This window comes from Herpetosiphon sp., from assembly GCF_003512625.1.
GTDB classification, from domain to species: domain Bacteria; phylum Chloroflexota; class Chloroflexia; order Chloroflexales; family Herpetosiphonaceae; genus Herpetosiphon; species Herpetosiphon aurantiacus.
This window is the reverse complement of sequence record NZ_DOPT01000059.1, coordinates 258,099-269,873: the sequence shown is the minus strand read 5'-3', so window position 1 is coordinate 269,873 and position 11,775 is coordinate 258,099. Positions and strand designations below refer to the sequence as shown.

12 protein-coding genes are annotated in these 11,775 nt (G+C 50.1%); 6 read left to right on the top strand and 6 right to left on the bottom strand.

The features are described 5' to 3' along the window. Positions 1-60: 60 nt before the first annotated feature. Together DEF47_RS13720 and pth are read right to left on the bottom strand one after the other, a co-directional pair. Entirely contained in the window at positions 61-411 is a 351-nt protein-coding gene (locus DEF47_RS13720; RefSeq protein ID WP_012187869.1) for an MmcQ/YjbR family DNA-binding protein, read from the bottom strand. Next, a complete protein-coding gene (pth, locus tag DEF47_RS13715) occupies positions 395-1,015 on the bottom strand; it encodes an aminoacyl-tRNA hydrolase (RefSeq protein WP_012187870.1) in 621 nt (206 codons plus the stop codon). The genes DEF47_RS13720 and pth overlap by 17 nt, the downstream gene beginning before the upstream one ends. 93 nt (positions 1,016-1,108) lie before the next feature. Between pth and DEF47_RS13710 the strand changes: the two genes are divergently transcribed. The 4 genes from DEF47_RS13710 (at position 1,109) to DEF47_RS13695 (ending at position 5,685) form a co-directional block, all read left to right on the top strand. Continuing rightward, the gene (locus DEF47_RS13710) at positions 1,109-1,645 is read left to right on the top strand and encodes a hypothetical protein (RefSeq protein ID WP_012187871.1); all 537 of its coding nucleotides are present in this window, start codon (positions 1,109-1,111) and stop codon (positions 1,643-1,645) included. A gap of 80 nt (positions 1,646-1,725) precedes the next feature. Then, positions 1,726-2,892 carry a class I SAM-dependent methyltransferase gene (locus DEF47_RS13705; RefSeq protein ID WP_012187872.1) on the top strand — a complete coding sequence of 389 codons (1,167 nt, stop codon included), beginning with the start codon at positions 1,726-1,728 and terminating at the stop codon, positions 2,890-2,892. A gap of 400 nt (positions 2,893-3,292) precedes the next feature. After that, positions 3,293-5,173: a molecular chaperone DnaK gene (dnaK, locus tag DEF47_RS13700; RefSeq protein ID WP_012187873.1), complete on the top strand. Its 1,881-nt coding sequence runs from the start codon at positions 3,293-3,295 to the stop codon at positions 5,171-5,173. Positions 5,174-5,493: 320 nt separating this feature from the next. Next, positions 5,494-5,685, top strand: a complete 192-nt coding sequence (locus DEF47_RS13695) for a hypothetical protein (RefSeq protein WP_041303836.1) — start codon at positions 5,494-5,496, stop codon at positions 5,683-5,685. A 55-nt stretch (positions 5,686-5,740) separates the two neighbouring features. On the opposite strand, the gene DEF47_RS13690 is transcribed toward DEF47_RS13695, so the two are convergent. The 3 genes from DEF47_RS13690 to DEF47_RS13680 all read right to left on the bottom strand — a co-directional run bounded on the left by DEF47_RS13690 (position 5,741) and on the right by DEF47_RS13680 (position 9,371). Then, positions 5,741-6,949, bottom strand: a complete 1,209-nt coding sequence (locus DEF47_RS13690; protein ID WP_012187874.1) for a hypothetical protein — start codon at positions 6,947-6,949, stop codon at positions 5,741-5,743. A gap of 216 nt (positions 6,950-7,165) precedes the next feature. Further along, positions 7,166-8,521 (bottom strand): trypsin-like serine peptidase, encoded by a 1,356-nt coding sequence (locus tag DEF47_RS13685; RefSeq protein WP_012187875.1) that lies wholly within the window; start codon positions 8,519-8,521, stop codon positions 7,166-7,168. An 82-nt stretch (positions 8,522-8,603) separates the two neighbouring features. Next, entirely contained in the window at positions 8,604-9,371 is a 768-nt protein-coding gene (locus tag DEF47_RS13680) for an MBL fold metallo-hydrolase (protein WP_012187876.1), read from the bottom strand. A gap of 110 nt (positions 9,372-9,481) precedes the next feature. Between DEF47_RS13680 and DEF47_RS13675 the strand changes: the two genes are divergently transcribed. After that, on the top strand, positions 9,482-10,246 hold the full coding sequence (locus tag DEF47_RS13675) for a hypothetical protein (RefSeq protein ID WP_012187877.1): 765 nt from the start codon (positions 9,482-9,484) through the stop codon (positions 10,244-10,246). A gap of 16 nt (positions 10,247-10,262) precedes the next feature. Next, positions 10,263-11,111 (top strand): DNA-methyltransferase, encoded by an 849-nt coding sequence (locus tag DEF47_RS13670; protein WP_012187878.1) that lies wholly within the window; start codon positions 10,263-10,265, stop codon positions 11,109-11,111. Here the strand turns inward: DEF47_RS13670 and DEF47_RS13665 are convergent. Next, positions 11,071-11,703, bottom strand: coding sequence for an HD-GYP domain-containing protein (locus tag DEF47_RS13665; protein ID WP_012187879.1), 633 nt, complete (start codon positions 11,701-11,703; stop codon positions 11,071-11,073). The two genes, DEF47_RS13670 and DEF47_RS13665, sit on opposite strands and share 41 nt — an antisense overlap. Between the last annotated feature and the right edge of the window lie 72 nt (positions 11,704-11,775).

Genomic DNA, 11,775 nt, shown 5'->3' with positions numbered 1-11,775 from the left:
AACTTAAATCAAGCTCCCCTCGCCCGCCACAGTGAGAGGGGTTGGGGGTGAGGGAAAAGCCTAGGCTTTACGCCGTTTTGGCCGGACTAAATCATAGGAATGGGCGATCAGCGCCAAACATTCCTCATCGGGCACGCTGCCATCAAGCACAATTGTGTTCCAATGGCGCTTATTTAAATGATAGCCAGCCGTAATCGCTGGATATTGTTCGCGCAACATCTCAGCCCGATCAGGATCGCATTTCAGGCTAATTTGGGCTGGCTCACTGCGAACAAGTAGGGCAAACATTTTGCCGCGCTCATCGCCAATTTTAAACACCAAGGGTTCAATCCCAAATGGATAATCTTCAATTACGTCGTCAAGGCTCAGGCAATAGCTGCGAGCTTGGGCATAATCAACGTGGTTGCTCATTGGCTGGCTCCTTTGCTTGATCTTTACTTTTCTTGGGGGCTTCGCCATTGACGGCGTTCATGGCTTTGGTCACGCCATCACTCAAGCACAATTCGCAGGCCTCAACCGCCCGATCGTAGAGTTTTGGCAAGGTTTCGCGTTCGGCAGCATTCCAATTGCCGAGCACAAAATTAATCACTTCCCAACCTTCAGGTGGGCGGCCAATGCCAAAGCGCAAGCGGGCAAATTTTTGAGTTCCCAGCAATTGAATAATCGAATTCATGCCACGCTGACCACCAGAACTACCTTGATTGCGCAGCTTGATCGTGCCAAAAGGCAGATCTAAATCGTCGTAAACCACCAATAATTCGCTGGCTGGGTCGATTTTGTACCAATTTACGAGGCCGACGACTGATTTGCCACTATCGTTCATAAAGGTTTGCGGGCGAGCCAAGGCCACGCGTTGGCCATTGACCAAGCCCTCAGCAATGCGGGCATCGGAGCGCTTGCCATCGAAACTTAAATGATGGCGACGGGCAAACTCGGCTACACATTGAAAGCCCACATTATGCCGATTATTCAGATATTTCTCACCTGGATTGCCCAGCCCAACAATTAAAAACATGACATCCCCACGACAGGTTTGGTTAAAATCGCGATATACTACAGGCAATGCGCCGCCAATGGCGCAGGCTGAAGCATTGTACCATAGGGAAGTATGCGCATTCTACGATTTCTGTTTGTGGCACTAGCGCTGCTGGTGCTCCTGCCCAACCGCGCTTTCGCGGATAATCCAAACGAGCAAGTGTTGATCGACGAAGTTCGCGGAGCGTATCGGGTTGTCGCCACCCTTGCCCCAAATCCACCAGCAGTTGGTGAGGCGCTGTTGCGGGTTGTGATTACCGATGCGACCTCGGGCCAACCTTCGCCGCTTAATTTGGTGCAGCTCTATGCCGCGCCCGATAGCATTGGCCGCGAAGAATTATTTACCATGCTGCCGGAAAATCAAGATCGTAACGCAGGCCGCTATACCAGCGACCGACTGCGCTTTACGATTAGCGATCAATGGACAATGCGCTTAGTGCTGGGCGCTCCTGAAGGCGAGATGGTTTTTACCACCAAAGTCCAAGTCGATTCAGTGTTTAAGGAGATCGGCGAAGCAGCAGTGATTGCCGTGCCTGCAACCTTGGTCGGTTTGGCGGTGGTCTTTATCGGCTATAAAATTTGGCGCAAAAAACGCCAAGCAGCCAACTAAATCAAGGCCAATTTTTGGTGGCGCTAGGCTACTCAATACCAATTAAGTACGTCTTAGCGTCGCCACATTGAGTTAATTCCATGCAACTAACACCAGAAAATTATCATGAGCAGTTGATCGCGTTGGCGTTAACTGACGATTTTGTGCGCCTGACCATGAGTGGTGCTGCCCGTGCCACCGATCTACGTTGGCAACGGGTGGTGGTGCGGCCTGTGCAATTGAAACAAGGCCGCGCTTGGCAAGCAGCCTATTTTGACCAGCGTCAAAATATCACCAAAAATTACGCAATCGAGCAAGCCAGCAGCGCCCTCGGTGAGATTATTGCGATTCCGCTGAGCAATATTACGCTGGAAACCACCAGCGAACGCATCCAAATCCAACGGAGCAAAAAGGGCAAAGTGATTATTAGTCGAGTCCGCAATCAAGCGGCGGCTCCAGATTTGCGCCATAACCACGTTAAAGCCTTGCCTTTGCCCAGCGATAGCCCTGATGCCTATTTACAAAAAACGGGCATTATGACCAACGATGGGGTGATTCGTGCCAGCATGAGCAAAAAATACACCCAAATCAATGAATTTTTGCGGGTGTTCGATGAGCTTGATCTCAAACCCAGCCCTGAGCAACCGTTGCGAATTCTTGATGCTGGCTGTGGCTCGGCCTATTTGACCTTTGCGGCCTATCACTATTTGGTCAACATTCGTGGCTTAGCGGCGGTGGTGATTGGGGTTGATTCAAACGAATATTTAATTGCTAAATGTCGCGCTCAAGCAGAAGAATTGGGCTACACCGATATGCAATTTATCGCCATGCCCTTAGCCGATTGGCAGCCTGAGCAGCAGCCAGATGTGGTGTTTTCGTTGCATGCCTGCGATACCGCCACCGACGATGCCTTGGCTTTGGCGATTCGCAGCCAAGCCCAAGCAATTTTGAGTGTGCCTTGTTGCCATAAACATCTGACGCATCAAATTCAAGCCGAGGTGCTCAACTCCATGTTGCGCCATGGCAGCATTCGCCAGCGCACCGCCGATTTAGTGACCGACAGCCTGCGGGCGCAACTGTTGCGGATCAATGGCTATCGTAGCGAGATTATTGAGTTTGTTGATGCAGAGCAGACTGGCAAGAATTTAATGATTCGGGCTATTCGTAGCAAAAAACCTGATTCCAAAGCCGTGGCCGAATATCAGGCACTTAAGCAATTTTGGGGTGTTACGCCCTATTTAGAGCAGTTGTTGGGATCAGGCAACTGATCCCTTTTTTGATCCACAAAGGACACAAAGAACGCGAAACCACGAAGGACACGAAGATCGCGAAGGATTATTTTTTAGCCACGAATTGCCCAGATTGTTTTGATTATTCTTCTAGATCCAAAAACCTCACATTCTCTGCGCCTCTGCGTTAAACCTGCCTCTAGGCTCTATCTTCTATATTCTCAACTTCATCCCTCGTTCTTTTTGCCTTCTGCCTTCTGCCTTTTGATTTTCTCCCTGTTAACCATCTCTTACACAAAACTAACACTCCATCTATATTGTTCTAGTGGATGATCGGCTATACTCCATACACAGGTCGGGCAGTAAACGCCGCCTGTTCCAACAAACATACAAACACATTAGACATATCAATAAACACATTTTTGGAGGATTAACCGCTATGGCAAAGATTGTAGGGATCGACTTGGGGACAACCAACTCGGTAGTCGCTGTTATGGAAGGTGGCGATCCAGCGGTTATTGCAAACGTTGAAGGTGGTCGCACCACACCATCAGTTGTGGCCTTCTCGAAAAACGGCGAACGATTGGTTGGGCAAACTGCCAAGCGGCAAGCAACCGTCAACCCCGAAAATACTATTTTCTCAATCAAGCGCTTTATGGGCTTGGAGTTTGATAAAGCAACCCAAGAACGCAGCACGGTTCCATACGAAATTGTCAATGGCCCACGCGGCGATGCTCGGGTACGCGTACCACGCACTGGCAAGGATTACACACCCCAAGAAATTTCAGCTATGACCTTGCAAAAGCTCAAAAACGATGCTGAACAATATTTGGGCGAGCCTGTGCGCCAAGCGGTCATTACCGTGCCAGCCTATTTCAACGATGCTCAACGCCAAGCAACCAAAGATGCTGGTCAAATTGCTGGGTTGGAAGTATTGCGGATTATCAACGAGCCAACCGCTGCGGCTTTGGCCTATGGTCTCGATAAAAAGAACGACGAAACGATCTTGGTCTTCGACCTTGGTGGCGGTACATTCGACGTTTCAGTGCTCGAAGTTGGCGATGGCGTGATTCAGGTCAAGGCAACCAATGGCGATACTCACCTTGGCGGCGATGACTACGACCATCGGATTGTTAAATGGTTGATCGACGAGTATAAAAAAGATCAAGGCATTGACCTGACCAGCGATAAGCAAGCCTTACAACGCTTGAAAGAAGCTGCTGAAAAAGCCAAGATGGAACTCTCGACGACCATGGAAACCGAAATCAACCTGCCCTTTATTACGGCAGATGCCAGCGGACCCAAGCACTTGGTCACCAACTTGACCCGCTCGAAGTTCGAGCAATTGACCGCTGATTTGACCGAACGGCTCAAAGGGCCATTTACCCAAGCGCTCAAAGATGCTGGCTTGAAGGCCACCCAAATTGATGAAGTGGTCTTGGTCGGTGGTTCAACCCGGATGCCAGTGGTGCAAGAATTAGTGCGCAAACTGACCGGCAAAGATCCACATAAGGGTGTGAACCCAGACGAAGTGGTGGCAATCGGCGCAGCAATTCAAGCTGGTGTGCTTGGCGGCGAAGTCAAAGATGTGCTCTTACTTGACGTAACGCCATTGTCGTTGGGCGTGGAAACCCTTGGTGGGATCATGACCAAGTTGATTGATCGCAACACCACCATCCCAACCCGCAAATCGGAAGTATTTAGCACGGCGGCTGATGGCCAAACTGCGGTTGATATTCACGTTTTGCAGGGCGAACGCGAGATGGCTGGCGACAACATGACCTTGGCTCGCTTCCAATTGCAAGGGATTACGCCTGCGCCACGTGGTGTGCCACAAATCGAAGTGACCTTTGATATTGATGCAAACGGCATTATCAACGTTTCGGCCAAAGATAAAGCCACCAACAAAGAGCAAAAGATCACGATTACCGCTAGCACCAACCTGAGCAAAGACGATGTGCAAAAAATGGTGCGTGATGCTGAATCGAATGCTTCAGCCGACCAAGCTCGTCGTGCCAAGATTGAGCTGAAAAACCAAGCTGATAACATTGCCTATCAAGCTGAAAAAACGCTCAACGACCTCGGCGATAAGGTTGACCCAAGCGCCAAGAGCCAAGCCGAAGCCCAAATTGCCGACTTGCGCTCGAAGATTGCTGCCGAGGATGATGCTGGGATTCAATCTGCAATGGCTACCTTGCAACAAACCTTGATGAGCATTGGCGAAGCCCAGTACAGCGACCAAGCTGCTGCTGCTGGTGCACCTGCCAACGCCAAGGCCGCTGATGATGGCGTAGTCGATGGTGAGTTCACCGTCGAGTAAACCGCGCTCGCTTCGCTCAAACCACCTCTATGCTAGGTCATAGGGGTGGTTTTTTGGTTAATCAGGGTAGGCAAGTTAACACCTTTTGGGCTAAAATTCAGTCTTGCGATGGAGCCAAAAAATTGGTATGCTATTTACACTATCGACCAGATGACATTTTGAAACCAAGGAGGGTGCATATGGCTGCTGTAATTGTGTTCTCAAACGGGGAGCTCTAAGTAGCTGGGGCACGATAGCCTAATTTAAATCGGCCCTGGGGCAGGCTCCCCGTAGCGCTCGTCGTTGCGGAATCAATTTCTATTGAGGAGTATGCTGTCGCCATGAAAGGCCAAACACGCAATTATTTGAATGAAGAGTGGTTGGAAGACCAAGAAACTGAAGAAATAGCTGAGCGCCGCGAACGCAAAAATGATGATCGCCCACCGCCCAATCCGCGCCAACAAAAGGCCAAAGAATGGGGGCGGGCAATGGCGAAATATCATCGTCAGCGCAAAAAAGAAGGTCGCCAATAATGCCAACAGCCCGCTGCATAGATTGCAGCGGGCTTTGTTGTGGATGCTTGGTTATTTATTGATGGAGCCATAATTGGTGGGTGAGTTTGTTCACATCCGCATCAGCAATTGCGTAAAACAAACGTCCGTCACCACCATCGACCCCACTAAACCCATCGGTAAACATATGTTGATCTCCACCAGGATCAAGGGTGATAACTGAACCCGAGGTGCTCAGCGTATTCTGAAACAAAGACCCAAGGATATTTTCTCGGAGTAAGACCAAATCGCCACCGCCCATATCAAAGATTTGGACACCATTACTTGATCCAGTTGATAATGAGCCACTTGCATCCAATGAGATTTGATTCGTGAACGGATCAACATTCCACATTTCAATCACCGTTGTCCCATCAGATTTATAGCGGGCAGTGAGGAGCCGTTGACTTGAAAAGGCTACATCGAAGCCCTCGATTGATGTGCCATAGACAACGCCTGAAAGAAAATTGATCGAACCACTTGCATCTTGATCTACGTTCCAGACGCGAATGTTCATAAGATCGTTACTATTCTTATGGACGGTTGCAAACTGCCAGAGATTGGTTGTATTTCTGATCATCGCGATCTCATCGCCGATCTGAAGTCCTCCGTCCACAAAATCAAGCCATGTAAAGGTAACTGTGTTGTTATTGTTGCGTACAACTTTCCACGAATCTAACCGCATTGTGCCGTCTTGTCGGCGGACGATCGTCACAAACTGTCCTCTGTTCAGCGAACCGACGCGAGCAATTTGCACATCTGAGACAAAGGATAAATCGGGAATCGAGGGAATATGATCATTGAGCCGATCAATCGTTCGACCATTCGTTCCGGTCGTAACATCGTAGGCAATGAACTTCAGGCTCCTGTCGTTCATCTCCACAGCCGCAACCACGAGACCTGAGCTACCAACGCGATCAATTGCGACATCGTTCATTGCCCCGCCATCTTCGATATCGGCCCCAAGTTTTGTGTTGGTAGTGGTATTGACGTAATAAGCACTGACCCGCAGATTGCCATCATCTTTGCGCACAGCGCTGACAAAGGTCTGAACTCCAGCAATATCATCGAAGTCACCAATTGCTGTGGCCATCCCGTAGTCCATCACATTTACCGTGTCCTTCACATCAACAGTGTTGTAATCGGTAAATTTATTGGTCAACGTCCCACTTGCAAAGGCGGGAGTACTTAATCCAACGACGAGCAATCCAGCGGCAACCGCTTTTACTATTTGTCGAGCAACCATCGTTCCATCCTCCAATAAGAGATTCACTCTTAATTTGATGGATATAGCATAGCAGCGCGACCCATGGCAAAAGTCTCATTTCACGATTAAAAAGTCTCATCCTCCGACTCCAGCCACTAGCGACAGTATTGACGCAACCACAGAACGCCGTTGCGTAACTAAATAAAAGCCCGCTGCACGAGTTGCAGCGGGCTTTGTTGTGGATGCTTGGGTTTGCTAGTTGAAGATTTCGCGTAAGGCGACATAGTTGTCGATGACTGAAGGCGTTACGCGGCGCACCGTATTGACATATGAATTCAGATTCGAACAGGTGAAACATTCTTCGGTGATAATCACTGCTGACACAACCGGAATATCTTTGCCGTGGTGGGCGCTGTATTCATAATGATAAACTGGGCTGCCACTATGACCAGCGCTGGCATCACATTTCACATCGTAGCGCCGTGACCAACCATCACCATCAAGGTTCTTGAACCAACGTGCCCCACAATTGCCAGGATCACCATACATTCGAGCAACTTGACAGCCAGCTGGAGCATTGCCACGAGTCGCTCCGTCGCCATTACAGTTAGGGTAACCACGATTATAGCTGGTTGTATTCTTCAAATAGGTCGCTGTACGTGGAGCAACGCCCATCCATGAAGTGGTATCGCCCAAACGATCAGGTACAACGATCATCCCAATGTCCCAGCGAGTGCGATTGTTTTGGTTTGGATCGCGCCATTCTTCAAAGGTCCAATACCATGATTCCACTGGTGGCTGTGGATTGGGCATGATCACGGTTGAGTTATACGGTGCTGAGCCTGTGCCCGTGCCATTCCGGCCAGGCGTAACTTTGGTGGTAAACCAAACATTGGTTGCTTCACGATTGATACAGTGGGCGGCGGTAATCAAGTGACGTGGCCCTACAAAAGTCCCGGTACAGTTGGAATCTTGGTTGCCGCTCACCCGTGAAAATTGGCTGATTGTGCGTAATGGAAATTGGGTATGGTTGGTTTTTAATTCACGATTATCGTCGCCATTGCTCCAGCCAAACGGTGTGAACACTTCGGTTTGCTTGCTGCGTTGTGGTGGCGGTGGTGCATCAATATCGCCAGTGTAATCGGTGGGTATTTTGCCATTGAGCAAATCGTTGCGCTCGTAGCAATCGCGAATTGTGCCGACTGTGCTGGCTTGCATCACCACCCGAAATTCGTTCAAAGTTAATGTGTTGAACACGCGGAAGGTGGCAGTTGAAGCAGGCACTGGCTCGCGTTCGTATGGCTCATCGTCGCCAACTTCGGTAGGGAGCACTGGCATAGTTGGCGCTTCATCAGTCAACACGCCAGTGGTGATAAATTCGACCGTCAATGTGCGATTGACTCGTTGAACGCCGCTGGGTGGATTGACCTGGCTAAGTTTGGTTTTGAGCGCGGCCAGTTGGAATGGATCGCCACTCAAACATGGTTGGGCACTGCCGCTCGTCTGGGCCGAAATTGAACTAGTGGTGATTGAAAAACTACTGGCTATTAATCCGACCGTTCCTAACAGGCTCAGCGTCGAGCGCCAAAGTTGGCGAGTTTGTCGTTGCATTGCTACACTCCTTCTTGATTCCGATGGCTGTAGCATAGCAGCCCGCCGCTGAGCAAAAGTCTCATTTCGCGATCAAAAAGTCTCATTCTCCAATTGGCAACACCAAGCCATCATAGGCTAATTGAACATGCTTGGGTAGCGTGGCATGCTCAGTGTTGTAATCAAGGCTATGGCTCATATGCACAAAAAAGGCCTGTTCTGGCTGAATTCGTGCTACCGCAGCCAGTGCTTGCTCAACCGTAAAGTGCAATGGATGCGGTTCATGGCGCAGCGCTCCGATAATTAAGCTCTTTACGCCATGCAACATCTCAAATGTTGGCTCTGGAATATGGCTCACGTCAGTCATATAGGTCAAATCGCCAATTCGAAAGCCTAAAATCTGCCAATCACCATGATCAATCGGCAAGGGAATAATCGGCACATCGCCAATCTGTAACGCTGAGCCATCAAGCAGATTCAAGCCCAAGCTCGGGCGAGTTGAAGCCGATTCGCCGCTGGCAAAGGCATAATCATATTGGTAGCGAATGCGATCGAGGGTAAATTGGTTGGCATACAGCGGTAACATTCGTTGGGTATGCAAGGTAAATGGCCGCAAATCGTCGATGCCACCAATATGGTCTTGATGCGGATGAGTGACTAAAACTGCATCGAGCTGCTGCAAATTATGGCGCAAGCCTTGAAGCCGCAAATCTGGGCCAGGATCGATCAAAATGGTTGTGGTTGGGCTTTGAATCAAGGCAGCGGTGCGGGTGCGCTGGTTGCGTGGCTCAGTTGATGTACAGACTACGCAGTCGCAGGCCAACATTGGCACGCCCATCGAGCCACCACACCCCAGAATTGTCAATTGCATCAAACCATCTCCTTGTGCTAGTTGGGTTGCAATGCTCAGCGCATTTTAGCATGGCCTCGCCCAGTTTGCCGTTACAATGGAGTGAGCTTTGTTGATGTTTGGAGGTTGGTATGAGCGCAGTAGTTGAGTTAAGCCGCGCCGAAATTGTGACAATTTGTGCTGTGGTTAGTGCAGCAAGTATTATGGGGGTTGCTCCAGCCCAAAATCCTGCTGAGCACGCTCAATTATTACAGCTTGGCGAAGCCGCACTGCGCCAACGCCAGCTTGCTCAATCCGACCAAGATGGAATGTTGATGATCGCCCGTGATCCGCTGGCCTTGGTCGCAACCTGTGCTTACCCCCAGCGCAGTTTGATCATCCATCATGTGCAACATAATGGGTCGGTGCTGCAAGCATTTGGGCATAAACACGCCGATTCAGTGGTTTTCCACGAGGTGCTCAATTCCGATATGCAGCGTTTGCAGGCCTTTGGTTCGTTGGCACAACTAGCAAATTACAGCCTTGATTGGTGTGGCTACGCGGGAAGTGCTGAGTTAAGTGTGCGCTGGCATATTCAAAGCACGGTTTTGGCCGAAGCCCGTAGTTTGGTTGAACAAAGCGAGGAACAAGCTGCCCTACGAGCCTTGGGCAATTCGGGTGTTTCGGCTGAAGCAGCCATCCGTTTGATCGAGTTGTTGAGCCAACCACATACCACCACGATTTTCAATGCAGTGGTCTATCAAGGTCAGCAGGTGTTGAGCCGTGAATATAGTTTATTGCAGGCAGGCCAACACACCTTACTCATGACCCAAACTAACATTGAGCAAGATCTCTATCAACTTGAAACGACCAGTCGCGAACGCTTGGCCAATTTGTTGATTCAATCGTTAGCATAGTTTAGAAGGGCTTGGCGTGAATTCGCAGCAATCAAATCAGCTTATCCAAGGCGAAATGCTCGATGTTATCGGCTCAATCGCGCCTCAATCGATCAATCTGTTGTATCTTGACCCGCCATTTGCTGCTGGTCGGGTGTTTGCCGATAGCGCTGGAGCTTTTGATGATCGTTGGCAAGGTGGCTTAACTGAATATTTGGCTTGGCTTGAGCAACGTTTGGTGGCTGCTCGCCGAATTGTGGCTGAGCATGGCTCGTTATTTTTGCACCTTGATCGGCGGGCGGTGCATTATGCCAAAGTGCTGCTTGACCAAACGTGGGGTTTCGAGTGCTTTCGCAACGAAATTATTTGGCATTACACAGGCGGCGGGCGAGCACGACGCAGTTTTTCGCATAAACACGATACAATTTTGTGGTATAGCAAACATCCGCAACACTGGACATTTAATCTCCAAGCAATGCGTCAACCGTATAAAGCCAGCAGTGGTTTTGCCAAGGCCGGCATTCGTTCGGCGGCTGGCAAGCGTTATTTGCCGCATCCCGATGGCACGCCCGTCGATGATGTTTGGGATATTCCGATGCTCAACCCCATGGCTGCTGAACGTTTGGGCTACCCCACCCAAAAGCCCGAACGCTTGCTGGAGCGAATTATTCTCGCAGCAAGCAATTCAGGCGATCTGGTAGCTGATCTCTGTTGTGGCTCAGGCACGACGGCGGCAGTGGCTCAGCGCCTAGGGCGATGCTGGATTGCAGCAGATCAATCGGCTGATGCCTTGGCTTTGGTGCGTGGTCGCTTGCGCCAACAAGCTGCCGAATGGCAAGAGACGCTTATCCAACCTCAGCCAGCTTCGTTTGCTGCCAAGCGCTAAGCGCCGTCGCAGCCACTGCTGAATCCCAATGGTGATCAATCGCTTGATCGATTAAGCCTTGCAGATTGGGGCTAAGGCTGCTTGGTTGTGCTCGCAAATGGTCGAGCGCATTGGCCAAAGCCACGATTTGGGCACTACGGGCTGGATATTTGCTGCCACGTGGAAAACCTGTGCCATCAATCCGTTCGTGATGCTCAGCCACTAAGGGAATGAGCAAATGCAGCGTGGGATAAGCATGTAAAACATCAAGGCTTTCGTTGACATGCTGTTGATAGAGCGCAACTTCCCAATGTGGGCTACCTGGCGGTGGGCAAAACAGCAAGCTTCGTGGCATGCGGGTTTTGCCACAATCATGCAACAGTGCTGCCAACCAAATCTGCTGCCGTTCATAGGTTGGTACACCCAAACTATGGCTCATATGCCAAGCCATGTGGCCAACCCGCAGCGAATGTTGATATAGTTCATGCGAATGGCGAGCGATCGAATTTAAGATCAAATGTGCGTCGTAGGGTAATTCGGGTGAGTTTGGCATCAGGGCTGCAATGTCACGCGGGATGGAGTGCCAAAATTCAGGAAAGCTTGTTGTGTCCATGCCGCGTTCTCCTCTTCAATTAAAGCATCCCTTTGCTTGATTCGATGTTGCCCCATTGCCAAGCGGTGTTGA

Bases quoted from the DNA above. Each gene is read 5' to 3' on its own strand.
- DEF47_RS13680 (WP_012187876.1), bottom strand. From the start codon at position 9,371: ATGCAATTGACAATTCTGGGGTGTGGTGGCTCGATGGGCGTGCCAATG.
- DEF47_RS13720 (WP_012187869.1), bottom strand. From the start codon at position 411: ATGAGCAACCACGTTGATTATGCCCAAGCTCGCAGCTATTGCCTGAGC.
- DEF47_RS13690 (WP_012187874.1), bottom strand. From the start codon at position 6,949: ATGGTTGCTCGACAAATAGTAAAAGCGGTTGCCGCTGGATTGCTCGTC.
- pth (WP_012187870.1), bottom strand. From the start codon at position 1,015: ATGTTTTTAATTGTTGGGCTGGGCAATCCAGGTGAGAAATATCTGAAT.
- DEF47_RS13665 (WP_012187879.1), bottom strand. From the start codon at position 11,703: ATGGACACAACAAGCTTTCCTGAATTTTGGCACTCCATCCCGCGTGAC.
- DEF47_RS13710 (WP_012187871.1), top strand. From the start codon at position 1,109: ATGCGCATTCTACGATTTCTGTTTGTGGCACTAGCGCTGCTGGTGCTC.
- DEF47_RS13675 (WP_012187877.1), top strand. From the start codon at position 9,482: ATGAGCGCAGTAGTTGAGTTAAGCCGCGCCGAAATTGTGACAATTTGT.
- DEF47_RS13705 (WP_012187872.1), top strand. From the start codon at position 1,726: ATGCAACTAACACCAGAAAATTATCATGAGCAGTTGATCGCGTTGGCG.
- DEF47_RS13685 (WP_012187875.1), bottom strand. From the start codon at position 8,521: ATGCAACGACAAACTCGCCAACTTTGGCGCTCGACGCTGAGCCTGTTA.
- dnaK (WP_012187873.1), top strand. From the start codon at position 3,293: ATGGCAAAGATTGTAGGGATCGACTTGGGGACAACCAACTCGGTAGTC.
- DEF47_RS13695 (WP_041303836.1), top strand. From the start codon at position 5,494: ATGAAAGGCCAAACACGCAATTATTTGAATGAAGAGTGGTTGGAAGAC.